Source organism: Massilia oculi (assembly GCF_017582745.1).
Classification (GTDB): domain Bacteria; phylum Pseudomonadota; class Gammaproteobacteria; order Burkholderiales; family Burkholderiaceae_D; genus Telluria; species Telluria oculi_A.
This window is the reverse complement of record NZ_JAFVIM010000009.1, coordinates 40,181-64,622: the sequence shown is the minus strand read 5'-3', so window position 1 is coordinate 64,622 and position 24,442 is coordinate 40,181. Positions and strand designations below refer to the sequence as shown.

At 67.2% G+C, this 24,442-nt stretch carries 21 protein-coding genes; 9 read left to right on the top strand and 12 right to left on the bottom strand.

What is annotated here, in order from left to right; all coding sequences use genetic code 11:
- Window positions 1-11 precede the first annotated feature (11 nt).
- The 10 genes from J3U95_RS12420 to J3U95_RS12375 all read right to left on the bottom strand — a co-directional run bounded on the left by J3U95_RS12420 (window position 12) and on the right by J3U95_RS12375 (window position 12,150).
- The gene (locus J3U95_RS12420; protein ID WP_208278906.1) at window positions 12-2,024 is read right to left on the bottom strand and encodes an acetyl/propionyl/methylcrotonyl-CoA carboxylase subunit alpha; all 2,013 of its coding nucleotides are present in this window, start codon (window positions 2,022-2,024) and stop codon (window positions 12-14) included.
- Between the two features lie 78 nt (window positions 2,025-2,102).
- Window positions 2,103-3,128 (bottom strand): biotin synthase BioB, encoded by a 1,026-nt coding sequence (gene bioB / locus J3U95_RS12415; RefSeq protein ID WP_109348027.1) that lies wholly within the window; start codon window positions 3,126-3,128, stop codon window positions 2,103-2,105.
- Between the two features lie 19 nt (window positions 3,129-3,147).
- On the bottom strand, window positions 3,148-3,975 hold the full coding sequence (bioD, locus tag J3U95_RS12410) for a dethiobiotin synthase (protein WP_208278905.1): 828 nt from the start codon (window positions 3,973-3,975) through the stop codon (window positions 3,148-3,150).
- Entirely contained in the window at window positions 3,972-5,156 is a 1,185-nt protein-coding gene (gene bioF / locus J3U95_RS12405) for an 8-amino-7-oxononanoate synthase (RefSeq protein ID WP_208278904.1), read from the bottom strand. The genes bioD and bioF overlap by 4 nt, the downstream gene beginning before the upstream one ends.
- A 2-nt stretch (window positions 5,157-5,158) precedes the next feature.
- On the bottom strand, window positions 5,159-6,493 hold the full coding sequence (gene bioA, locus J3U95_RS12400; RefSeq protein WP_208278903.1) for an adenosylmethionine--8-amino-7-oxononanoate transaminase: 1,335 nt from the start codon (window positions 6,491-6,493) through the stop codon (window positions 5,159-5,161).
- 16 nt (window positions 6,494-6,509) lie between these two features.
- Window positions 6,510-7,298 carry an enoyl-CoA hydratase/isomerase family protein gene (locus J3U95_RS12395; RefSeq protein ID WP_208278902.1) on the bottom strand — a complete coding sequence of 263 codons (789 nt, stop codon included), beginning with the start codon at window positions 7,296-7,298 and terminating at the stop codon, window positions 6,510-6,512.
- 12 nt (window positions 7,299-7,310) lie between these two features.
- On the bottom strand, window positions 7,311-8,918 hold the full coding sequence (locus J3U95_RS12390; RefSeq protein ID WP_208278901.1) for a carboxyl transferase domain-containing protein: 1,608 nt from the start codon (window positions 8,916-8,918) through the stop codon (window positions 7,311-7,313).
- Between the two features lie 35 nt (window positions 8,919-8,953).
- The gene (locus J3U95_RS12385) at window positions 8,954-9,415 is read right to left on the bottom strand and encodes a YchJ family protein (protein ID WP_208278900.1); all 462 of its coding nucleotides are present in this window, start codon (window positions 9,413-9,415) and stop codon (window positions 8,954-8,956) included.
- An 84-nt stretch (window positions 9,416-9,499) separates the two neighbouring features.
- On the bottom strand, window positions 9,500-10,735 hold the full coding sequence (locus tag J3U95_RS12380; RefSeq protein ID WP_208278899.1) for a D-amino acid dehydrogenase: 1,236 nt from the start codon (window positions 10,733-10,735) through the stop codon (window positions 9,500-9,502).
- 116 nt (window positions 10,736-10,851) lie between these two features.
- Window positions 10,852-12,150 carry a serine hydrolase domain-containing protein gene (locus J3U95_RS12375; RefSeq protein WP_208278898.1) on the bottom strand — a complete coding sequence of 433 codons (1,299 nt, stop codon included), beginning with the start codon at window positions 12,148-12,150 and terminating at the stop codon, window positions 10,852-10,854.
- A 124-nt stretch (window positions 12,151-12,274) separates the two neighbouring features.
- On the opposite strand from J3U95_RS12375, the gene J3U95_RS12370 reads away from it, so the two are divergent.
- From J3U95_RS12370 to J3U95_RS12330, 9 genes are all read left to right on the top strand, one after another.
- Window positions 12,275-13,015, top strand: coding sequence for a GntR family transcriptional regulator (locus tag J3U95_RS12370; protein WP_123069294.1), 741 nt, complete (start codon window positions 12,275-12,277; stop codon window positions 13,013-13,015).
- A 95-nt stretch (window positions 13,016-13,110) separates the two neighbouring features.
- Window positions 13,111-13,989, top strand: coding sequence for an N-acetylmuramic acid 6-phosphate etherase (gene murQ, locus J3U95_RS12365; RefSeq protein ID WP_208278897.1), 879 nt, complete (start codon window positions 13,111-13,113; stop codon window positions 13,987-13,989).
- Window positions 13,990-14,033: 44 nt separating this feature from the next.
- The gene (locus J3U95_RS12360; RefSeq protein ID WP_208278896.1) at window positions 14,034-15,299 is read left to right on the top strand and encodes an MFS transporter; all 1,266 of its coding nucleotides are present in this window, start codon (window positions 14,034-14,036) and stop codon (window positions 15,297-15,299) included.
- Between the two features lie 6 nt (window positions 15,300-15,305).
- Window positions 15,306-16,448, top strand: coding sequence for an acyltransferase family protein (locus J3U95_RS12355; protein WP_208278895.1), 1,143 nt, complete (start codon window positions 15,306-15,308; stop codon window positions 16,446-16,448).
- A 33-nt stretch (window positions 16,449-16,481) separates the two neighbouring features.
- Complete coding sequence (locus J3U95_RS12350) at window positions 16,482-18,071, top strand: glycoside hydrolase family 10-like protein (protein WP_229519811.1); 1,590 nt, start codon at window positions 16,482-16,484, stop codon at window positions 18,069-18,071.
- An 18-nt stretch (window positions 18,072-18,089) separates the two neighbouring features.
- Window positions 18,090-19,007 (top strand): N-acetylglucosamine kinase, encoded by a 918-nt coding sequence (locus J3U95_RS12345; RefSeq protein WP_208278893.1) that lies wholly within the window; start codon window positions 18,090-18,092, stop codon window positions 19,005-19,007.
- A gap of 28 nt (window positions 19,008-19,035) precedes the next feature.
- Window positions 19,036-20,055, top strand: coding sequence for an N-acetylmuramoyl-L-alanine amidase (locus J3U95_RS12340; RefSeq protein WP_208278892.1), 1,020 nt, complete (start codon window positions 19,036-19,038; stop codon window positions 20,053-20,055).
- An 87-nt stretch (window positions 20,056-20,142) separates the two neighbouring features.
- On the top strand, window positions 20,143-21,042 hold the full coding sequence (locus tag J3U95_RS12335; RefSeq protein WP_208278891.1) for a LysR family transcriptional regulator: 900 nt from the start codon (window positions 20,143-20,145) through the stop codon (window positions 21,040-21,042).
- Window positions 21,043-21,654 (top strand): M15 family metallopeptidase, encoded by a 612-nt coding sequence (locus J3U95_RS12330; RefSeq protein ID WP_208278890.1) that lies wholly within the window; start codon window positions 21,043-21,045, stop codon window positions 21,652-21,654.
- 3 nt (window positions 21,655-21,657) lie between these two features.
- Here J3U95_RS12330 and J3U95_RS12325 read toward each other — a convergent pair whose 3' ends face one another.
- Both J3U95_RS12325 and dacB read right to left on the bottom strand, forming a co-directional pair.
- Window positions 21,658-22,791: a GGDEF domain-containing protein gene (locus J3U95_RS12325; protein ID WP_208278889.1), complete on the bottom strand. Its 1,134-nt coding sequence runs from the start codon at window positions 22,789-22,791 to the stop codon at window positions 21,658-21,660.
- A 179-nt stretch (window positions 22,792-22,970) separates the two neighbouring features.
- On the bottom strand, window positions 22,971-24,440 hold the full coding sequence (gene dacB, locus J3U95_RS12320) for a D-alanyl-D-alanine carboxypeptidase/D-alanyl-D-alanine endopeptidase (protein WP_208278888.1): 1,470 nt from the start codon (window positions 24,438-24,440) through the stop codon (window positions 22,971-22,973).
- Window positions 24,441-24,442: the final 2 nt, after the last annotated feature.

Below are 24,442 nucleotides of genomic sequence, written 5' to 3'. Positions count from 1 at the left end.
TATGTGTCTGTCTATGCTGCCTTGAAAGCCAGCAGCGGCGCGCCATCGGCCACCTGGTCGCCGACCTCGTACAGCACTTCTTCCACCAGGCCGTCGCTCGGCGCGGAAATCGTGTGTTCCATCTTCATCGCTTCCATGATCACCAGCGGCTCGCCCTTTGCAACAGTCTTGCCGGACTGGGCCAGCACCGCGACCACCTTGCCCGGCATCGGCGCCGTCAGGCGACCGCCCGCCGATTCAATCTCACCGGCATGTGCCATCGGGTCATTGTACGTCAGGGTGTGATGGCGGCCACCGGTAAACACGTGGAATGCGTCGCCGTCGCGGCGCACACAGCCGTGCAGGGCGGTCTCGCCCAGGCGCAGGGCCAGCTCGGCATCGTTCTGCGATACTAGTTGTATGCGCTGACGCTGCTTATCAAGGTCAATTTCCCACCCACTATTGCGGTAAGTCAGACCGATGCGATAGTCGCCGTACTCATCGCTGAAGGACAGGGTGCGGCGGTAGTCGCCATTCATGCGCCAGCCGCTTGCCTGGCTCCATGGGTCGGCGTCGTTGGCGGCGCCGTGCACGGTTTCGTGGTTGGTAAGGGCGAGCGCGGCCAGGGCCAGCGCACCGAGCGGGGCAGGGGCCGCGGGCGGGAAAAGTGAGGATTGCTTGCGTTCGATCAAACCCGTGTCGAGGTCGGCGCTCGCGAACGCTTGGCCTTCGACCAGGCGTTTCAGGAAAGCGATATTGGTGGCCAGGCCGACGATGCGGAACTCGCTCAGCGCCTGCGACATGCGCGCCAGCGCCTGCGTACGGTCCGCGCCCCAGACGATCAGCTTGGCGATCATCGGATCGTAGAACGGCGAGATCGCATCGCCCTCGCGCACGCCGGAGTCGACGCGCACGGCTGCCGGGTTCATACCATCCGCGCCCAGCTCGAACGCCACCGCCTGCGGCACGTCCATGTGGCGCAAGGTGCCGATCGACGGCAGGAAGCCCTTCTCGGGATTCTCCGCATACACGCGCGCCTCGATCGCGTGGCCGTGGATGGCCAGCTCATGCTGCTTCTTCGGCAGCGGTTCGCCAAAGGCGACGCGTAACTGCCATTCGACCAGGTCGGTCCCGGTGATCATCTCGGTCACCGGATGCTCGACCTGCAGGCGGGTGTTCATCTCCATGAAGTAGAACGAACCGTCCTGGTTGGCGATGAATTCCACCGTGCCGGCGCCGACGTAGCCGACCGCGCGAGCGGCGTTCACCGCGGCTTCGCCCATGGCCGCGCGGCGGTCCGCCGGCATGCCCGGGGCCGGCGCTTCTTCCAGCACCTTCTGGTGGCGGCGCTGCACCGAGCAGTCGCGCTCGTGCAGGTAGACGCAGTTGCCCAGGCTGTCGGCGAAGACCTGGATCTCGATGTGACGCGGGCGGATCAGGTATTTCTCGACCAGCACCTTGTCGTCGCCGAAGCTGGAGATCGCCTCGCGCTTGCACGAGGCCAGAGCGGCCTCGAAATCTTCCGAACGCTCGACCACGCGCATGCCCTTGCCGCCGCCGCCGGCGCTGGCCTTGAGCAGCACCGGGTAACCGATGCTGTCGGCCTGCTGGCGGAGAAAACCAGGATCCTGCTCGTCGCCGTGGTAGCCCGGCACCAATGGCACGTTGGCGCTCTCCATCAGCTGCTTGGCGGCCGACTTCGAGCCCATCGCGCGCATCGAGGATGCCGGCGGGCCGATGAACACCAGGCCGGCGGCCTGCACCGCATCCGCGAACTCGGCGTTCTCGGACAGGAAGCCGTAGCCGGGGTGGATCGCCTGGGCGCCGGTAGCCTTGGCCACCTCGATGATCTTGCTGCCACGAAGATAGCTGTCCTTGGCGGCCGCGGGGCCGATCAAGACCGCCTCATCGCATACCGCGACGTGCTTTGCGCCGGCGTCGGCCTCGGAATACACGGCGACGGTACGAATACCCATGCGGCGCGCGGTGGCGGCCACACGGCAGGCGATTTCGCCACGGTTGGCGATGAGGATCTTGGTGAACATGCGTTTTATCTTTCGCTTATGGTTGTTCGAACGAGTTGTGCGCGCGGCCGTGTCTCCCCGGCCGCGCAGGGTGCTACATCAGCAGCCGCAAGCTTCCTTCTGCACCGAATCGAGCGTGGCGGCGCGCGTCTTGAGGCCCAGCTTTTCGAGCAGCACGCGGTCGTCGTCGGCTTCCGGATTGTCGGTGGTGAGCAGCTTGTCGCCGTAGAAGATCGAGTTGGCGCCGGCCATGAAGCACATCGCCTGCACCGCTTCGCCCAGCTCGCGGCGGCCCGCCGACAGGCGCACGCGCGCTTGCGGCATGGTGATGCGCGCCACCGCGATGGTGCGTACGAATTCGATCGGGTCCAGCTTTTCCATACCGTGCAGCGGCGTGCCTGCCACCTGCACCAGGTGGTTGACAGGCACCGATTCCGGATATGGGTTCAGGTTGGCCAGCTGGGCGATCAGGCCGGCGCGCTGCTCGCGCGTCTCGCCCATGCCGACGATGCCGCCGCAGCAGACCTTCAGGCCCGCTTCGCGCACGCGACCGAGCGTGTCCAGGCGGTCCTGGTATTCGCGGGTGGAGATGACGTTGTTATAGAAATCCGGCGCGGTGTCGATATTGTGGTTGTAGTAGTCCAGGCCCGCTTTTTTCAGCTGCTCGGCCTGGCCGGCCTCCAGCATGCCCAGCGTGGCGCAGGTCTCCATGCCCAGCGCCTTCACTTCGCGCACCATGGTCTCGACCTTTTCCATGTCGCGCTCCTTCGGGCTGCGCCAGGCGGCGCCCATGCAGAAGCGGGTCGCGCCGCTGGCTTTCGCCGCGCGCGCCGCATCCAGCACGGTGTCGATGTCGAGGATCTTCTTGGCTTCGACGCCGGTATCGTAGCGCGCCGCCTGCGGGCAGTAGCCGCAGTCTTCCTCGCAGCCGCCGGTCTTGATCGACAGCAGGGTCGCCAGTTCGACGTCGCCGTCCGGGAAGTATTCGCGGTGCAGGGTCGAGGCGCGGTGCATCAGTTCGGGGAAAGGCAGCTCGAACAGCGCGAGCACGTCGGCCAGCGGCCAGGTGGCGTTCTCCGCGGGCTTGATGGCGGCCGCAGGGCGGTGCAGGGCGATGGTATTCATATCGGACATAGTGGTTCCTTCAGGACTGGCCTCGCGTGGACGGCCATCCCGGCAGTCCAGCGAGATCGATGAATTCGGCCGCCGCGGCGGCCGTCGGTGTTTGCAGGCGCGGCACGCGACCCAGCAGCGGCGCCGGGATGCGCTGTGCCAGCGCCTCGATGTTCTCGCGCTCGAAGCGCATATCGGGATCGGCCGTGTTGGCGACCCAGCCGGCCAGCACCAGGCCGCGCGCCACGATCGCTTCGACCGTGAGCAGGGCATGGCTGATGCAGCCCAGGCGCATGCCGACCACCAGGATCACCGGCAGGTTCAGTTGCGCGGCCAGGTCGGCGCTATCGAAATTGTCGTTGAACGGCACCCGGAAGCCGCCCACGCCCTCGACCACGACCGCGTCGGATGCGGCCTGGATCTCGGCGAAGGCGGCGATGATCGGCGCCGATTCGATGGTGACATTCTCCAGCGCGGCGGCGATGTGCGGCGCCGCCGGTTCGCGCAGCATGTACGGCGTGGTGATCGACGAAGGCAGGTGCACGTTACCGGCGTTGAACAGCATGTCGGCGTCGTCGTTATGCAGTTCGCCGTCGCGCAGTTCGGCGCCGGCCGCCACCGGCTTCATTCCGCAGGCGCGCACGCCGCTGGCGGCGAGCTTGTGCAGGATGGCGCTCGAGACCAGGGTCTTGCCGATCTCGGTGTCGGTGCCGGTGACGAAGCAGGCGAAGCGGGAGGGCAGGCCGTCGATGGCGCGCGCCTCGAGCTCGGGCTCCAGCGCCGGTTCGTCGAGCTCGACCTCCGGCAGCACCGGCGGCGGTGCGGCGATCGGATCGTCCGTCTCGTTCAGGTTTTTCATGAGGCTTTTTCCAGTCTGTTGAGCGCCTGTGCCAGCTGCGCGACGTCGTCGATGCCGTGGGCGGCCGACAGGGTCACGCGCAGGCGCGCCGTGCCCGGCGCCACGGTCGGCGGGCGGATCGCGGGCACCCACAGGCCCTGCTCATGCAGGGCGGCGGAGGCGCGCAGCGCGTCGTCGTTGCTGCCGATGATGACGGGCTGGATCGCGGTGTGCGACTCGACCAGTTTCCAACGTTGGAAATCCAGCGATTCGCGCAATTGCTTGATCAGCCCCGCCAGGTGGGCGCGTCGTGTTTCGCCTTCGGCGCCGCCAATGATATCAAGGCTGGCGAGCAGGGCGTGCGCGAGGGCCGGCGGGCAGGCCGTGGTGTAGATGTACGGACGGGCGCGCTGCACCAGCAGTTCGATGACGCTGGCGTGCGCGGCCACGAAGGCGCCGCCGACGCCGGCCGCCTTGCCGAGCGTGCCCATATACACCAGGTTGGGGGAGCGCAGGCCGAAGTGCTCGAGCGCGCCGCGGCCGTTCGCCCCCAGCACGCCGAAGCCGTGGGCGTCGTCGACCACCAGCCAGGCGCCGTGACGCTCGCACACGGCCAGCAGCGCCGGCAGCGGGGCCAGGTTGCCGTCCATGCTGAAGACGCTGTCGGTGACGACGATCTTCGTGGCGGCGCTGCTGGCCATCAGTTGCGCCTCGAGCGCGTCGACGTCCCCATGCGGATAGACCATGACGCCGGCCTTCGCCAGGCGGGCGCCGTCGATCAGCGAGGCGTGATTCAGCTCCTCTGAAAAGATCGTCGCGTCGGCATCCTGGCCCAGCGCGGTCAAGATCGCCAGGTTGGCCATATAGCCGGTGCACAGCGTGAGCGCGCGCGCCTGTTCCAGGTGCGGCGCCATCCACTCGGCCAGGCGCTCTTCCAGCACGTGATGCGCGCGGCCGTGGCCCGACACCAGGTGCGAGGCGCCACTGCCGGCGCCATGCAGCGCCGCGCCCTCTTGCAGGGCCGCGATCACTTGCGGGTGCGCGGCCAGGCCGAGGTAGTCGTTGCTGCAGAAGGCGAGCAGTTCGCGGCCGTCGACGATCTGGCGCGGCGCGCAGGCGCCGTCGGTCACGCGACGCTTGCGCACCAGGCTGTGGGCGGCGAGCGCGTCGAGCTTGCGGTCGATGGCGGCGATCAGGTCCATGGTCAGATCACCGACTCAAAGGTCTTGAGCGTGCGCGCGGCCAGGCCGGCGACGTCCTCGTCGTCCAGCACGTAGGGCGGCATCAGGTAAACGGTGCGGCCGATCGGGCGCAGCAGCAGTTCGTTCTCCACCGCGGTGGAGAAGAAGCGGCGCGAAAAGGTCGAGGCGCGATCCTTGTCCGGTTCGATGGCGTCGAACGCGAAGATCATGCCGCGCTGGCGGAAGTGGCGCGCGCGTTCATGTTCTGCCAGCGGCGCCAGCGCGATCGTCATCTTCGTCGCCAGCTCGCGATTGCGGTTCAAGACATCGTCTTCCTCGAAGATGTCGAGCGTGGCCAGAGCGGCGCGGCAGGCCAGCGGATTGCCGGTGTACGAGTGCGAGTGCAGGAAGCCGCGCGTGATGTCTTCGCTGTAGAAGGTCTGGTAGATGTCGTCGCGGGTGAGCACCAGCGACAGCGGCAGGTAGCCGCCGCTGATGCCTTTCGACAGGCACATGAAGTCCGGCCAGATCGACGCCTGCTCACAGGCGAAGAAGGTACCGGTGCGGCCGCAGCCGACCGCGATCTCGTCAGCGATCAGGTGCACATGGTGCTGGTCGCACAGGTCGCGCAGCAATTTGAGGTAGAGCGGATCGTACATCGCCATACCGGTCGCGCACTGCACCAGCGGTTCGACGATGATGGCGGCGATCTTGTCGCCGCGCTGTTCGAACAGCTCCTTCACTTCCAGGATCGCGCGGCGCGCCACGTCCTGGGCGGTCTCGCCTTCCGCCGCGTTGCGCGCGTCCGGCGCGCTCACGACGTGCGAGGCGCGCAGCAGCGGGCCATAGGCATCCTTGAACAGCGGGACGTCGGTGACCGACAGCGCGCCGATGGTCTCGCCGTGGTAGCTGCCCTGCAGGCAGACGAATTCCTGCTTGCTCGACTTTCCGGCGTTGCGCCAGGCGTGGAAGCTCATCTTCATCGCGATCTCGACGGCGGAAGCGCCGTCCGAGGCGAAGGTGGCGTGGCCCAGCGCGTGGCCGGTCAGCTTCGAGAGCCGTTCGGCCAGCTCGACCACCGGCGCATGCGTGAAGCCGGCCAGCATCGCGTGTTCGAGCTTGTCCAGCTGGTCTTTCAGCGCGGCGTTGATGCGCGGGTTCGCGTGGCCAAACATATTCACCCACCACGAGCTGATGCCGTCCAGGTAGCGCTTGCCGTCATAGTCGACCAGCCACGGCCCCTTGCCATGGCTGACCGCGATCAGCGGCACCTCCTCGTGGTGCTGCATTTGCGTGCAGGGATGCCATACGCTGCGCAGGCTGCGCGCGATCCACTCGGAGGAGGTCGATTGTGTCACTTCAGGTTTCCAATATCTATGATTGAAGCCATGTCGGCTTGCGTTTTTCAAGGAAGGAAGCCACGCCTTCCCGCCCTTCCAATGAGGCGCGGATGGCGGCGATGCGGCCGGCGGTGTCCGCCAGCAGCGCATCGTCGACCGGTTTGCCGACGATGTCGCGCACCAGCGTCTTGGCTTCCTTCACGGCGTTCGGGCTGTTGTTGACCAGGGCACGGGCGATGCCGGCGACAGTCGCGTCAAGCGCGTCGGCGGCCACCACTTCATGCGCGAAACCGATACGGCGCGCGTCAAGCGCATCGAAACGTTCGGCGGTCAGGAAGTAGCGGCGCGCGGCCTGTTCGCCCATGGCCTTGATCACGTAAGGCGAGATGGTAGCCGGAATCAGGCCGAGCTTCACTTCGGACAGACAAAAACCGGCGGTGTCGACGGCGACGACGATGTCGCAAGCCGCCACCAGGCCCATGCCGCCGGCGTAGCAGTCGCCCTGCACCTTGGCCACGGTGGGCTTCGGACACAGGTAGATGGTGCGCAGCATATCGGCCAGGCGCAGCGCGTCCTCCTGGTTTTCTTCATGCGAATAGCCGGCCATCTTCTTCATCCAGTTCAGGTCCGCGCCAGCGCAGAAGGCCGGGCCGTTCGCGGCCAGGACGATGGCGCGCACCATCTCGTTGCGCCCCAGTTCATCGAAGGCCAGCGCCAGTTCGGCGATCGCGTGCTCGTTGAAGGCGTTGCGCAACTCGGGGCGGTTGAGGGTGACGGTGGCTACCTTGTCGGCGATCGCGATGGTGAGGGTCTGATAATCCATGTTCATCTCTCCTTACATGCGGAACACGCCGAACTTGGTGTCCTCGATCGGCTTGTTCATCGCGCTTGATAAGCCCAGGCCCAGCACCATGCGCGTGTCGCGCGGATCGATCACGCCATCGTCCCACAGGCGCGCGCTGGCGTAATAAGGGTGGCCCTGGTGCTCGTACTGGTCCTTGATCGGTTGCTTGAACGCGGCTTCTTCCTCTGGCGACCATTGGCCACCCTTGCCTTCGATGCCGTCGCGCTTGACGGTCGCCAGCACCGACGCCGCCTGGTCGCCGCCCATCACCGAGATGCGCGCATTCGGCCACATCCACAGGAAGCGCGGCGAGAAGGCGCGGCCGCACATGCCGTAGTTGCCTGCGCCGAAGGAGCCGCCGATGATGACGGTGAACTTCGGCACCGAGGCGGTGGCGACGGCGGTGACCATCTTGGCGCCGTTGCGCGCGATGCCTTCGTTTTCGTACTTGCGGCCGACCATGAAGCCGGTGATATTTTGAAGGAAGACGAGCGGGATCTTGCGCTGGCAGCACAGCTCGATGAAGTGGGCGCCTTTCAGGGCGGACTCGGAGAACAGGATGCCGTTGTTGGCGATGATGCCGACCTTCATGCCGTAGATATGGGCGAAGCCGCATACCAGCGTCGTGCCGTAGCGGGCCTTGAACTCGTCGAACTCGCTCCCGTCGACCACACGCGCGATCACTTCGCGCACGTCGAAGGGCTTGCGGGTGTCGACCGGGATCACGCCATACAGTTCTTCAGGGGCGTATTTCGGCTCGACGCTGTCGCGCAGCGCGCCCTGCACCGGTTTGACGCGGTTCAGGTTCGAGACGATGGTGCGCGCCAGCGCCAACGCGTGCGGATCGTTCTGGGCCAGGTGGTCGGCCACGCCCGACAGGCGGGTGTGAACGTCGCCGCCGCCCAGGTCTTCGGCGCTGACCACTTCGCCAGTCGCGGCTTTCACCAACGGCGGGCCGCCGAGGAAGATCGTGCCCTGTTCCTTGACGATGATCGACTCGTCGCTCATCGCCGGCACGTAGGCGCCACCCGCGGTGCACGAACCCATGACGACCGCGATCTGCGGGATGCCCTTGGCCGACAGGTTGGCCTGGTTGTAGAAGATGCGGCCGAAGTGGTCGCGGTCGGGGAAGACGTCGTCCTGGTTCGGCAGGTTGGCGCCGCCCGAGTCGACCAGGTAGATGCAGGGCAGGTTATTCTGCTCGGCGATCTCCTGCGCGCGCAGGTGTTTTTTCACCGTCATCGGGTAATAAGTGCCGCCCTTGACGGTGGCATCATTACAGACGATCACGCACTCCTGGCCCGATACGCGGCCGATGCCGGTGATGATGCCGGCGCTAGGCGCGGCGCCGTCATACATCTCGTAGGCGGCCAGCTGGGAGAATTCAAGGAAGGGCGTGCCCGGGTCGAGCAGATGTTCGACGCGCTCGCGCGGCAGCAGCTTGCCGCGCGCAATATGCTTGGCGCAGGCGGCTTCACCGCCGCCCTGGGCCAGTTGCGCAACGCGCGCGCGCAAGTCGTCCACCACCGCCTGCATCGCCGCGGCATTGGTCTTGAAGTCCTCGCCGCGCGGGTTCAGTTTGCTCTCGATCTGGGGCATGTGCCGTCCTCTTGTTCGTCCGCCTCTCCCGGCGGTCACTTCTTGTCAGGGAAACTGCCGTCCAGATAGAACCAGCGAAGCGCGCCATCCGGGCCGGGCTCGCGCACGAAGCGGCTGACTTCGTGCAGGCGGTGCGCACGGCCGCCGACCTTGAAGCGGGCGACGAATTCGACGCTATCCTCGTTAATACGGTTCGGGTCTTGCTCTGGATCGTCCGGCAATTCTGCTTTACGTTGACGTAAACGTAAAGCAGTTTTTATCTCGAGTCCGAGCCAGCGCATGGGCTCGGACTCGTCGATGATCGCTTCCTGCGGGCGGGTGCTGGGATGCCAGGTGGCAACCAGATACGGCTCGTCCTTGAGCGTAAACGCGGTGTACCGCGAGCGCATCAGGGTTTCGGCGGTCGGCGGCAGGGCCGCGCCGGCCAGGTAAGGGCCGCAGCATTGCTCGAGCGCGGGGCCGCCGCAGGGGCAGGGAGAGGTGGGACGGGTGGACATGGCGGCAATTATCCGCGATTTCTCTCACGCCGGTCATGCGGGGCGCATGACGGTTCGCCCCATTAGTGAAAAGGCAATCTGGCTTTATTGACGTAGCGTCAACCCATCCAACCCAAACGGCGGCGCCTTCCCCTGCACCAGGTCAGCCAATACCGCCGCCGTCCCGCAGGCAAAGGTGAACCCCAACGGCCCGTGCCCGACGTTCAGCCACAGATTGTCGTAGCGGGTCGCCCCGATGATCGGCGCGCTGCTCGGCGTCGCCGGCCGCAAGCCCGCCCACACCGAGACCTGCGAATAATCCGCCGCGCGCGGCATGGTTTCGCGCACCTGGCGCGTCAGGCCCTCGACCCGCTTCGGATCGTGGCGCAGGTCTTCGCCCACCATGTCGACCATGGCCGCCACCCGCAGCCGGTCGCCGATGCGCGCATACAGCACCTTGCGTTCGAAGTCGGTGACGCTGATCTCGGGCGCCACGTCGTCCTGGCGGATCGGGGCGGAGAGGCTGTAGCCCTTGAGCGGATACAGCGGCAGGTCGATGCCGATCGATTCGGCCAGGTCGCGGCTCTGGATCCCGGCCGCCAGCACGTAGGCGTCGGCCGTGAGCAGGCCGCCGGCCGTCTCGACGCCGCGGATGCGCGCACGCTCGGCATACAGTCCGGTCGCCTCGCCATGGACGAAGCCGCGAAAGCGCGGATGTTCTCGCAGGCGTTCGGCCAGGGCCAGACAGAAGGCGTGGCAGTCGGCCACCGCCTCGCCGGCGTTGTAGATGCCGCCGGCCAGCAGATGCTGGCTGGCCGCCAGCGCCGGTTCGCGCGCGCCGCATTCCTCGGGCGTCCAGATCTGGCCGGCGCCAGGTTTCGACGCGGCCGCCTCGAACACCTCGCGCGAGCGGTAGACCACCAGCTTGCCGGCGTCGCGCCAGTGGAAGGATTCGGGCGGCACCACCAGCTCCAGCTGCTGCATGGCGCGGCGCGAGCATTCTCCCAGCTCGAGCAGCTTGGCCGTGGTGCGGCGGTTGACGTCGGCGCGGCAGTGGGCCAGGAAGCTGGCCAGCCAGCGGTACTGGCGCAGGTCGGCCTCGGGCTTGAAGCGCAGCGGGCCGTCGGCCTGGAACAGCCATTTGACGGCCTTGAGCGGTATGCCCTCGTCGGCCAGCGGCGAGACGTAGCGGTAGCTGAGCTGGCCGCCATTGCCGTAGCTGGCGCCGCTGCCGACTTCCGGCGCGCGCTCCAGCAGGGTGACGCCATAGCCGGCTTCCACCAGCCACCAGGCCGACGCCAGGCCGACGACGCCGCCGCCGATCACGATGATGTGCTGCATGCCAGACTCGTTTGTTCAAATAGGGGAAAGGAGCTTAGAGGCTGTACGGACAGGCCGCCAATGAATCGTGGGAGCGAAGTCATAACCGGCATATATGTACACATTTGCTGGGCCGTTCAGGCAGATTGGCCGAGGATGGCGCGCCGGTAGACGCTCGCCAGCACGCGCTCTTCGTAGCGCGCCAGCGACGAGTCGCGGCCGGGTTGGTCGCTTGGGTCGCGCGCGCTGCCGCCGGCCAGCACCACGATGCCGTTGCCACTGGCGCGGTCCATGGCGAAGATCGAGCGCAGGCCATAGGCATCGCCCAGGTGGCCCACCGCGTCGAAGCCGGGCGTCAGCCACATCCCGGGACGGTCGGGATAATGGGCGTTGCCCAGGCCGCGCGGGCTGAGGATGCTGCCCAGCGGGTTGCCGTTGCCGCCGACGCCGTCGTAACTCCAGTGGCGGGCGAACATCCGCTCGACCGTCGCCGCCTGCAGCAGGCGCTTGCCATCATGGACGCCGCCCGCCATCAGCATGCGCATGAGGATGCCCAGATCGCGCGCCGAGATGCGCAGGCCGCCGGTCGGGCTGAACGGCGTGGCGTTCGTGCCCGGCACGTAGCCGGCCAGGCCAGGGGGCGGCTGGATGCCGGGGGCGTCCACCTGCGCGACCCAGGGGCCGTTGGATTGCCAGGTTTCGCTGTCCACGGCGCGCTTGCGGTAGATGGTCGCCAGCCGGTCCTGCGCCGCCTTCGGCAGCTCGGACGGGTTGTAGCCGGCCTGCAGGCCGAGCGGTTGCAGCAGCAGGCGCGTCATCAGGCGGTCGAAGCGTTCGCCCGTCACGCGCTCCATGATCGTGCCGATCAGGCCGAAGCCCAGGTTGCAATAGCTGTAATAGGCGCCGTCGGGGCCGGCGAGCTGCGACCAGGCCGGCTGCACGTCCTTCAATGCCGTCGTGGCCGGCCAGAAGTAGCCGCCGTCGTCGCGCAGCGAAGAGGTATGCAGCAGCAGGTGGCGCAGGGTGATCGCCTGGCTGGCGAAATGCGGATTGCGCAAATTGAAACCGAGGTAGGCGGAGACGTCGGCATCGAGATCGACCTTGCCGTCTTCCAGCAGGCGCATCAGGCCGAGCGTGGTGACCAGTTTCGAGATCGAGGCGATGCGGTACAAGGTGTCGGGCGTGGCCGGGCGGTCGGGCACGGCGCCGTTGCCGATGGTGCGGCGTCCGAACGCGCCTTCATAGACCGGCCGACCGGCGCGCAGGGCCACCACCGACAGGCTGGCGAGGGGAAATGCAGGGTCGTCGACGACGGCGGCCAGCTCGGCGTCGAGCGAAGACGCCACACCGCCGGCGCCCACGGGCATCGCCGCGAACAGCGGTTCCATCGCGCCCAGCATGACCATGCCGAGCAGGGATCGCCTGCCGTGATTCATTTCATTCCCTTTTTATCGTGTTTGCCGGATCAGCATACGGAAAGCCCGAAACCCTTGCCTAATGAATAGCCGTAGGCAAGTCATAACTCTTTTGTATTGGTCTCAAGTGGTATGCTTCCACGGTATGAACACCCCCGGTCCCGGATTCCAGGTCAACCTGGACGACAATTCTCCCCTCTACATGCAGCTGGCGCGCAAGCTGGCGCAGGACGTGCGCGACGGCCGCTACCAGGCCGACCAGGCGCTGCCTTCCGAACGCATGCTGTCCGAACAGCTCGACGTCTCGCGCGTCACCGCGCGCAAGGCGATCGACCAGCTGGTCGAGCAGGGTCTCGTGGTGCGCCGCCGCGGCTCGGGCAACTATATCGCCCCGCGCATCGAGCAGCCGCTGTCGAACCTGTCGAGTTTTTCGGAACAGCTGCAGCAGCGCGGCTATACCCCGCGTTCCGAGTGGCTGCGGCGCGAAGTGGTACTGGCCGACGCCGACGAGCAGCTCTCGCTGGGCCTCTCGCCCGGCGCGCGGGTGGCGCGCCTGGAACGCCTGCGCCTGGCCGACGACGTCGTGATGGCCTACGAGATCAGCGTGATCCCGGCCACGGTGCTGCCGCGTCCCGACGGCGTGGCCGCGTCGCTCTACGCCCACCTGGGCAAGAGCGGCCACATGCCGGTGCGCGCGCTGCAGCACATCCGCGCCATGAACGCCGACGCCGAACTGGCGGCGCGCCTGGACGTGCCGGAAGGCCGCGCGGTACTGTTCATCACCCGCATCGGCTACCTGGAATCGGGCGAGCCGGTGGAGCTGACCCATTCCTATTGCCGCAGCGACCATTACGACTTCGTGGCTGAGCTGCGCAGGCCCGCATAACCTCGCGGCATGGCGGCGGCCGATCCTTTCATGGGATGGCTTGCCGAATTGGTATTACACTGGTTTCATCAAAAAACCATTTTCGAGACACGGCGATGCTCAATACCGAAACCCCTTCCCAGGCGCACGCCGCCCTCGACCAGTACCCGACCACCGAACTGGTGAACGTCTTCGTCGACGACCAGTTCCAGGCCGTCGAGGCGGTGCGCAAGGCCGCGCCGCGCATCGCCGCCGCCGTCACCGCCGCGCTGCCGCGCATGGAAGCGGGCGGACGCCTGATCTATGTCGGCGCCGGCACCTCGGGCCGCCTGGGCGTGCTCGACAGTGTCGAGCTGTACCCGACCTTTTCCTGGCCACATGGACGCGCGGTGGCGCTGCTGGCCGGCGGGAGCGACGCGATGTTCGTCGCGGTCGAAGGGGCGGAAGACGATTTCGCCCAGGGCGCTGCCGACCTGCAGGGCGTGAACGTGGGGCCGGACGACGTGGTGCTGGCGATCGCCGCATCGGGCGGTACGCCGTACGTGCTGGGCGCGATCCAGGCCGCGCGCGCGGTCGGCGCGCTGACGATCGGCTTCGCCAACAACCCGGACGCGCCGGTCACGCAGGAAGCCGAAATCGGCGTCACGCTCGACACCGGCCCCGAAGTGGTCTCGGGCAGCACGCGCCTGAAGGCCGGCACCTCGCAAAAGATCGCGCTGAACACCTTTTCCAGCGCACTGATGGTGCGTTTGAACAAGGTCTACGGCAACCTGATGGTAGACTTGAAGGCTACCAATGCCAAACTGGTACGGCGTGCAATCCGCCTCACCAGCTTCGCCACCGGCGCCGACGAGGAGGCCGCGCGGGCGGTGCTGGAGCAATGCGGATTCCACGTCAAGACCGCCATCGTGGCCTTGTCCAAACAAACCAGTGTCGAGCAGGCGCAAGCGCTGCTGGAAGCGGCGCGCGGCAGCGTGCGCCAGGCGCTCGCGTAAGCGCGTTTCCGCAGCCCCTGGCCTTCTAGGCACAAGAAAGAGACATGCAGAAACCGCAAGCGAACCGCCCGTGGCTGTGGGTGCCATCCCTGTACTTCGCCCAGGCCATCCCCTATGTCGTGGTGATGAACCTGACCGTCATCATGTACAAGGACATGGGGATCTCGAATTCCGACATCGCCTTCTATACCAGCCTGCTGTACCTGCCATGGGTGGTCAAGCCGCTGTGGTCGCCCATCGTCGACATGTTCGGCACCAAGCGCCGCTGGACCGTGCTGCTGCAGGTCGTGGTCGGGGCTTCGCTGATCGCGGTCGGCACCGTCTTGCACACGCCGGCCTTCTTCGCCGTCAGCCTGGCCGTCATGTGGATCATGGCGTTCAGCTCGGCCACCCACGACATCTCGGCCGACGGTTTCTACATGCTGGGCCTGCGCCAGCAGCAGCAGGCCGCCTTCGTCGGCGTGCGCAGCACCTTCTATCGCCTGGCGACCCTGGTCGGACAAGGTCCGCTGGTGGTCCTCGCCGGCTACCTGGCCGTGAGCCTGGGCGACGTCAGGCAAGCCTGGGCGATCGTGTTCTACGTGCTGGCCGCGATCTTCTTCACCGCGTTTGCCTGGCACCAGTTCGTGTTGCCGGTGCCAGAGGACGACCGTCCCGCCCCGACCACCAATAATCCGCTGCGCGACTTCTTCGGCACCTTCGCCGCCTTCTTTAAAAAGCGCGACATCTGGATGATCGTCGCGTTCATATTGACCTTCCGCCTGGGCGAGGCCCAGCTGCTGAAACTCGTGGCGCCGTTCCTGAAGGACCCGGTCAGCGAAGGCGGCCTGGGGCTGACCACCGCCGAATACGGCATCGCCTACGGCACGGTCGGCATCATCGCCCTGACCCTGGGCGGCCTGGCTGGCGGCTGGCTGATTTCGCGCCTGGGGCTCAAGCGCTGCCTGTGGCTGATGGTGTTCGCGATCCACCTGCCAGACCTGGTGTTCGTCTACCTGTCGCAGACCCAGCCGACCGACCTGGTGACGGTGTCCGCCTTCCTGGCGCTCGAGCAGTTCGGCTATGGCTTCGGTTTCACCGCCATGATGATGTACATGATCATGGTGGCCGACGGTCCCAATAAAACCGCGCACTATGCGATCTGCACCGGCCTGATGGCGCTGGGGATGATGGTGCCGGGCATGTGGAGCGGCGACCTGCAGGAATACCTGGGCTACAAGCATTTCTTCATCTGGACCTGCCTGGCGACGATCCCCGCGTTCATCGTGGCGGCGCTGGTCAAGATCGATCCCGAATTCGGGAAAAAATAACGGGCCATGATCGACGCACCGGTGCGCCTGACATCGCTCGACGCCTTCCGCGGCTTCACCATCGCCGCGATGGTGCTCGTGAATAATCCGGGCGACTGGGGCCACCTGCATGCGCAGCTCGCGCATGCGGCCTGGCATGGGTGGACGTTCACCGACACGATCTTCCCCTTCTTTCTGTTCATCGGCGGTGTCGCGATGGCGCTGTCGCTGGGCCGCCTGGCCGCCGCCGGCGCGGACAAGCCGCAGCTGCTCGTCAAGCTGGCCAGGCGTGCCGCGTTGATCTTCCTGATCGGCTTCCTGCTCAACCTGATCCCGCGCTTCGACTGGGGCAGCGTGCGCATTCCCGGCGTGCTGCAGCGCATCGCCCTGTGCACGCTGGTGGCGGCGCCGCTGGTGGTCTACCTGCGCTGGCGCGGCCAGGCGCTTGCCATCTTCCTACTGCTGGCGCTGTACAGCGTCCTGATGCTGCTGGTGCCGGTCCCCGGCATCGGCGCCGGCGTACTGGAACCGGGCCAGGACTTCGGCGCCTGGGTCGACCGCGCGCTGATGGACGGTCACCTGTGGGCGCAAGCGAAGACCTGGGATCCTGAAGGCCTGGTGTCCACGCTCCCGGCAGTGTGCAGCCTGCTGTTCGGCGTGCTGGCCGGCCGGCTGCTGCTCTCGACACTTCCGCGGGTCGAGCAGGTCGTATGGCTGATGCTGGCGGGCCTGGCCTGCCTGGCGCTGGGTTCCACGCTCGACGCGGTCCTCATGCCGATCAATAAAAGCCTGTGGACGCCCTCGTTCTGCCTGTTGATGAGCGGCTGGGCGCTGCTGGCCTTCGGCGCCAGCTACTGGCTGCTGGACGCGGCGCCGTCGACGGCGCTGCGCGAGCGCATGCAGCGCCTGGGCACGCCCTTCGTCATCTACGGCATGAACGCGTTGTTCATCTTCGCTTTATCCGGCCTGATCGCCAAGATGCTCGGCTTTATCAAACTCACCCAGCCGGACGGCAGCCAGCTCGCGCTCGGCCGACTCCTGTACGCGCCGTTCGCCGCGCTGCCGCTGGACCCACGCAACACCTCATTACTGTACGCCATCGCTTTCAACGCCTGCATGTTTGCCATTGCCTGGTGCATGTGGCGCAAGCGCTGGTTCGTCAAAGTCTGAACAGAACACAAAGGAGCCACTTTGCTTCCCAAAATGAACAAACGCGCTTTCACGCTCGGCCTGGCCAGCGCCTTCGCCCTCGGCGGCCTGTTGACCGGCTGCGGCACCAAGCCGCTCACCCGCGGTGTACCGGTTGCCGAAACCAGCGGCGGCGACGATCCGCCCGCCGCGCCGCGCGAGCTGCGCGCCGCCTGGGTCTCGACCGTCGCCAATATCGATTGGCCCAGCAAGCCAGGCCTGTCGTCCGCCGTGCAGCAGAAGGAAGCCATCGCCATCCTCGACCGCGCCAAGTCGCTGAACCTGAATGCGATCGTGCTGCAGGTGCGTCCTTCGGCCGATGCGATCTATCCGTCGAAGCTCGAGCCATGGACCGAATACCTGAGCGGCGCGCAAGGCAAGGCGCCGATGCCGGCCTACGATCCCCTCAAATTCTGGATCGACCAGGCGCATGCGCGCGGTCTCGAGCTGCACGCCTGGTTCAACCCCTATCGCGCGCGCATGGACGCGGCGCGCTCGCAGTCGGCGCCGAACCACATCACCAACACCAATCCGGACATCGTCAAGCGTTACGGCAAGTTCATGTGGATGGACCCGGGCGAGCCGGCCGCCGCCAAGCAGACCATGGACGTGATCCTCGACGTCGTGCGCCGCTACGACATCGACGGCGTGCACATCGACGACTACTTCTATCCCTATCCGATCGAGGCCACGCCGGCCGTGGCCGGCAATGCCGCCGCGCTGGACGGCCGCACGGCCAAGGCCGAGCTGGACTTCCCCGACGATCCGGCCTGGCAGCGCTACCTGAAAAGCGGCGGCACATTGGCGCGCGCCGACTGGCGCCGCGACAACGTCAACCGCCTGATCGAGGCCATGTACAAGGGCATCCATGCCGAAAAGAGCTGGGTGCGCTTCGGCATCAGCCCCTTCGGCCTGGGCCGGCCCGACCGCCGTCCGCCAGGCATCGTCGGCTTCTCGCAGTACGACAAGCTGTATGCCGACGCCGAACTGTGGCTGCAGGAGGGCTGGCTCGACTATTTCGTGCCGCAGCTGTACTGGCCGATCAAGGCGCCGGGCCAAGCCTATGACGTGCTGCTCGACTACTGGATCGGCCAGAACCCGCTGGGCCGCCATATCTGGCCTGGCCTGTTCACCAGCCGCATCGGCGCGCCGACCCGCGACTACGAGCCGGACGAAGTGTTGCAGCAGGTGAGCGTGACCCGATCGCGTCCGCAGGCCACCGGCCACATCCACTTCAGCATGGTGGCCCTGACGCAGAACCGCAAGGGCATCAGCGATCAGCTGCGCGCAAGCCGCTACACCGGCCAGGCGCTGGTGCCGGCCACGCCGTGGCTGGGCAGCACGCGTCCCGGCACGCCCACGATCAAGGCCGTCCGCGGCGCCAGGTCGGTCGACCTGAGCCTGACGGCGGGCAAGGGCAATGCCCTGTATGCGATCTGGGCCCGTCACGGCAATGAATGGCGCTTCGCCGTGGCGCCGGCGGCGCGCGCGACCTGGACTATTTCCGACGACGAACGCCTCGGCCCGGCCGAGATCGTGGTGGTGAGCGCGGTCGACCGCCTCGGCAACGAGGGCGAGCGCGTGCGTGTGTGGTCGAAACCATAATGCGGGTAGCATCACGGTATGCCGACTGATCAAGACAATCTGCGCGTAGCAGGCCCCGGCCTGGGCATCGACGCCGGCGGCACCCAGACCCGCTGGGCGCTTGCCGCGCCCGGCGGCGCGATCCTGGCCGAGGGCACGGTCGACGGTCTCTCCGCCCTGCAGATGGCCACGCCCCACGGCCGCGACGCCGTGCGCGCCACCTTCGAACGGCTGGCGGCGGAGGTATTGCAGCATGCGCATCCGGTGCGGGTACAGGCCGGCCTGACCGGCTTCGGCGGCGACGGCGAATTGCTGCAGGGCTGGCTTGCCGCCTTGCTGGGCGTGGCGCCTGGCGCGGTCATGCTCTGCAACGACATCGAGATCGCCTACCGCGCCAGCTTCGCGCCGGGCGAGGGTTACCTGGTCTATGCCGGCACCGGCTCGATCGGGGCCTTCATCGACGAGCACGACGTGTTCCACCGCGCCGGCGGCCGGGGCGTGGTGCTGGACGATGGCGGAGGCGGCTTCTGGATCGCGCGCGAAGCGCTGCGCCATATCTGGCGCAATGAAGACGAGCGTCCCGGCTGCTGGCGGGAGTCGCCGATGGCGCATGCCGTGTTCGAACACGTCGGCGGATCGGACTGGGCCCAGTCGCGCCAGTTCATCTATCAAAGCGAACGCGGGACGGTCGGCAAGCTGGCGCTGGCCGTCGCCGCCAGCGCGGAACAGGATCCAGCGGCGCGCGCCATCCTGGTCGATGCCGGCCGCGAGCTGGCGCGCCTGGCATCGGCCCTGACCTCGCGCTTCGGCGTCCGCCCAGTGGCCTTGTCCGGGCGCGCCGCCGAACTGCATCCGCTGATCGCCGACACCATGCGCGCGGCGCTGCCGTCGGATATCGCCTTCACGCGGACCGGCTCGCGCGCCCACCACGCGGCCGCGCGCCTGGCGTTGGGTTGAACAACAAGAAACCACCAAGGAGAACAATATGAAATCGATCGCCGCCTTGCTTGCCCTGACCGTACTGGCGGGCTGCTCCACCGTCCCGAGCTATGACACCACCTATACCGCCAAGGGCCAGTCGAGCCGGGCGCGTTTCCTGGTGCTGCATTACACGGTCGCCAACACGCCGAGCTCGATCAAGATCCTGACCGAGAAAGAGGTCAGCTCGCATTACCTGCTGACCGACGAGGCGACGCCGAAGATCTATCGCCTGGTCGACGAGAACCGCGCCGCCTGGCATGCCGGCAACTCGAGCTGGAAGAACTTCACCCAGCTGAACAACAGCTCGATCGGCATCGAGATCGTCAACGCCGGCTGGAAGGACACGCCGACCGGCCGCGTCTATGCGCCGTTCCCGCAATCGCAGGTGGACGCCCTGATTCCGCTGGTGAAGGACATCGTCCAGCGCCACGGCATCGCTCCCGAGAACGTGCTGGGCCACAGCGACATCGCGCCGCTGAGGAAGCAGGATCCGGGGCCGCAATTCCCATGGCAGCGCCTGGCGCAAGAGGGCCTGGTGCTGTGGCCGGACGCCACCCGCGTGGCGGCCGTGCGCCCGGCCTTCGACGCCCTGCTGCCGGACGTCGGCTGGTTCCAGCGCAAGCTGGCCACCCACGGCTTCGGCATCGTGCAGAGCGGCGTGTACGACGAACCGACCCGCACCACGCTGGCGGCGTTCCAGATGAAATACCGCCCGCTGGACATTTCCGGCAATCCGGACGCCGAGACGGCGGCGCTGCTCGAGGTGCTGACCACGCCGGCCGGCACCCCTCCGCCGCCGATGCCGGTGATCCCGGCGCTTCCGCAGCCTTGGCAGGCCGTGCCCGGCCAGCCGCTTCCGCCGGCTCAGCCTGCGGCGCCTGCACCGACTCCAGCGCCAACGCTGGTGCCGCCATCGGCGCCGGCCCCGACCGCCGAACCGTTGCCGGGCGCGCTGGAGAACGTGCCGCCGACCGCCCCGGTGCCTGCGCCCGTGCCCGCCACGCCGCCAGTGAACACGCCGTGACCATCGCCGTACAGCAATTTTCGCTGTATCCTTCGCCCATCCACCCCGTGCGTATGCGGGGTGGGTTTTCTACTGAAGGGTGAAGCAATGCGTCTGCGTCATATCGAGGTGTTCCACGCCATCATGCAAGTCGGCACCATCAGCGGCGCCGCCCAGGTGCTGCATATTTCCCAGCCGGCGGTGACCAAGGTGCTGCAGCACGCCGAGCTGCAGCTGGGCATGCCGCTGTTCGAGCGCGTGCGCGGCAAGCTGTATCCGAAGCCGGAAGCGCACCGCCTGTTCGCCGAAACCGAGAAACTGAACCGCGACCTGCAGGGCATCCGCCGCCTGGCAGCCAGCCTCAAGGGCCGCGCGGTCGAGACCGTGCGCCTGGTGTCGACGCCCACCATCGCGGTCAGCGTGCTGCCGGCCGGGATGACGGCATGGCGCCGCGATTTCCCCGATACCCGTTGTGAACTTGCAACGCATCACACGAGCGAGATCGTCAATGCGCTGCGCCTGGGCGAAGCCGACGTCGCTCTGTCGCTGCAGGATCCGCGCCATCCCGGCATCGTGGCCGAACCGATCGCCCACGGCCTGCTGACGGTGGTGGCGCCCGCCGGCACCTGGACCGACGACGAATGCAAGAAGCCGATCTCGGCCGAAGACCTGAGCGGCGAACTGATCGGCCTGGCCGACCGCGATCCGCTGGGCGAGATGGTCGTCGCCGCCTGCGAGGCGCAAGATGTGCAGCCGGTGTTCCGCACCGTGGTGCAGACCTACCAGATCGCGCGCTCGCTGGTGGAGGCCGGCGCCGGCACCGCCATCCTCGACCCGTTCACCGCCGCTTCGGCGGCGCCAAGCAAGGTGCAGTGCCGCCAGTGGTCGCCATCGATCCCGGTGCACCTGTACCTGCTCACTGCCAGCCATTCGCCCCTGTCGCACGGGGCGCGCGAGCTGGCCAACTGCATCGGCGCGACCGCACGCGCCTGTCTTGAAAATAAGTAAATGAACCTTACCCTCGCCAGCGAGGACATCGCCAGCAGCCCGGATTTCCGCCACCTGGACAGCATCGCCGGCATCGACGTCGACCTGCGCTATGCCACGCCCAACAACTTCGTCGGGCGCGACCTGTATTCACCCTATGATTGCGCCTGGCTGCACGTCGAGGCGGCGGCCGCGCTGGAACGCGCGGTGGCCTGGCTGGCGGTGCATGCTCCCGGCCTGCGGCCGCTGGTGCTGGACGCCCTGCGTCCGCAGCGCGTGCAGCAGCAGTTGTGGGATGCGCTCGAGGGCACCGACCTGCGCCTGTATCTGGCCAACCCGGCGCGCGGCTCCATCCACTCCTATGGCATGGCGCTCGACATCACGCTGCTCGATGCCGATGGCCGCGAGCTGGACATGGGCACCGGCTTCGACGACATGACGGAGCTGTCGCATCCCGCGCTGGAAGAAGGATTTGTGCTGGCCGGGCAACTGAGCGAGCATCAGCTGGCCAACCGCCGCCTGCTGCGCGCGGCGATGCTGCAGGCCGGCTTCTTCGGCATCAAGACCGAGTGGTGGCACTTCGATTGCGGCGACCGCGAGCTGGTGCGCGCGACCTTCCGCCGGGTGCTGTAAGGCTTAAGCCAGCTCGGCCGACTCGACCCGGTTGCGGCCGTTGCGCTTGGCCGCATACAGCTGCTTGTCGGCCGCCACGATCAGGTCGGGCAGGGTGACGCGCAAATCCTTGCTCGAAAAATCGAAGGCGGCGACGCCGAAGCTGGCGCTGGTCGGCACCGGTTCGCCGTCGACCGTGAAGGTGCTGGCGGCGAAGGCTTCGCGCAGGCGTTCGGCCAGGGCGGCCGCTCCCGCCAGTCCGGTCACGGGCAGGATCAGCAGGAATTCCTCGCCGCCGTAGCGCACCACCGCATCGACGCCCTGGCGTGTCATCCCCTGCAGCAGGGTGGCGAAGTTCTGGATCACGTGGTCGCCCTGGTGGTGGCCGAAGGTGTCGTTGATGTGCTTGAAGTGATCGATATCGCACAGCACGACCGAGACCGCATGGCCGAAGCGCCGCGCCCGCGCCAGCTCGGCGCCCAGCAGGTGGTCGTTCAGGTAATGGCGGTTGTAGCAGCCGGTGAGCTGGTCGCGCTCGGCGAGCCGTTTCAGTTGCGTCTGCAGCCTGAATTCCTCGCGCGCCACCCGGTTGAAGCGGCGCGCCGCCAGGATGCCGAAGGTATTGATCATCGCCAGCAGCATGCCCATCGTGAGCAGGTCGGCCACCGGCCGCGGCGGCAGCAGGTAGTGCACCAGCGCCAGGAAGACGATCACGCCGCCGCTCACGATCGCGGTGGCATAGGCCAGCCGGTTCGGGATGTACAGGTAGATCACGACCTGGATCACCACCATCGACAGCGCATGCCAGTGCACCTCGTTCGGACGGGCCAGCGCGACCACCATGAAGCAGCCCAGCGACAGGATTTCGGCGCTCGACGCGGCCAGCCGCGTGCCGCGTACCGACAGCGGACGCCGGTAGGCGAGCCAGGCGCCGGTGCCGCCAATGAGCGCCACGCCCAGCCGCGCAGGGAGGGTTTCACGAAGCGCGGCGTCCAGCCCCAGCGCCGCGATATCGGTCAGGAAGAACAGCTGGAAGAAGATGACGCAGAACAGCAGCGTGAAGCCCAACAGCGAGCGTGTGCGCGATAACTGGCTATTGAGGAATTCGGTCTCGTCCGCGGCGCGCGCGAATTCTCCGGTCAGGGGATGGAATTTCATGAATGATCAGGACGGCCAAACTTGACGGTCGGCAACGCGTCCTGCGGAGGCGGAAACCGGTGGCGCGAGACACGCGCCAGCCCGCTATTGTGTCAGCTTTTGCTATCGAAAACTAACGAATTATAGTAATTCGTCAGTAACCTTGTTTCGATAGCAATGTTTACCTGGGCATTCCCGGTTCAGGGCGTGGCGGAAACCGGCGCGCCCGAGCGCGCCACCCAATCCACCAGCGTGTCGAGCACGGCGCGTCCGCGGCCGTTGCCGCTTTGCTCGCTATTGATCATCGCCACGAACACGCAAGGGGTGCCGTTCGCATCCGGCACGTAGCCGGCCAGCGCCGTGACGTTGCGCAGGGAGCCCGTTTTCAAGCGCGCGCGCCCGGCGGCGGGGCTGTCCTGCAGGCGGCGGCGCATGGTGCCGTCGACCGCGCCGATCGGGATGCTGGACTGGAATTCCGGGGCCCAGGGGCTGCGCAGCCCGGCCTGCAGCAGCTGGGCCATCTGCTGCGCGCTGATGCGCTCGATGCGCGACAGGCCGGAGCCGTTGTCGATCACGAAGCCGGTGTCGTCGATCTGCTTTTCGCGCAGCCAGCCGCGTACGGCGGCGTCGGCGCGGGCGAAGGTCGATTCCTCGGCCTGCGGCAGCGCCAGGCTGCCCGCCACCGGGTCGGCCTGCAGGCTGCCCAGGCTCAGGAACAGGGTACGCGCCAGCGCGTTGTCGGATGGCTTGTTGGTGTCGCGGACCAGTTCCGGCAGCTGGCGCGACACATGGGCCGCGAGCAGGCGCGCGTCGAGGGGCGTGGCGCCGGTGATGGTGCGGCCGCTCAGCACGCCTCCCTGGTCGCTCCAAATCTCACGCACCAGGCGGCCGACATAATCGTCGCGGTCGAGCACGTTGACGCCGTAGCTGCGGTTGCAGTTCTTCGGAAAAGTGCCGCGCAAGACCACCTTGATGCGGCCATCGGCCTGGCGCCGCGCCTCGGGCAGCTTCCAGCCGGCTTCCCATTGGGCGCAGTCGGCGTCGACCAGGGTCATCTCGGACGTCACCGAAACCCGCTCGAGCTCCGGATGCATGCGCAGCTGCAGGCGCGAGGCGGTGGAACGCATGTCGAGCTGCAGCATGTTCTTGTTGACCAGCAGGGCGTCGGGGATCACGTTGTAATACGCTTCCGGCGACTCGTCGAAGGGGGGCAGGCCGAGGTCCGTGCGCGCCGGCTGGAACAGGCCGCGGTCCAGCACCAGGTCGCCCTCGATGCGCTCGATGCCGTCGTAGCGCAGCGCGCGCAGCATGTCGGCGATGTGCTCGCCCGAGAGATCGGCATCGGCGCCGCCCTTCAGGTACAGGCTGCCGCGCAGTACGCCGTCCTCGACCTGGCCCGTGGTGCGCAGCTCGGTGCGGCCGCGAAAGGCCGGCCCCAGGCGTTCCAGGCCGACCAGCGTCGTCACCAGCTTCATGGTCGATGCCGGCTGCATCGGCAGGCCGGCCCGGTGTTCCAGCACGGCGGCGTCGCCGCGCAGCACCAGCACCCCGATCTCGTTCTGCCCGATGCCGTTCTGCTGCAGCGCCTGGGTCACCGCTGGCGGCAGCTGGGCGTGGGCGAACGAGATGCAGGTGCAGAGGGCGAGCGCGAGGGCGGAGCGTTTGAGCATGC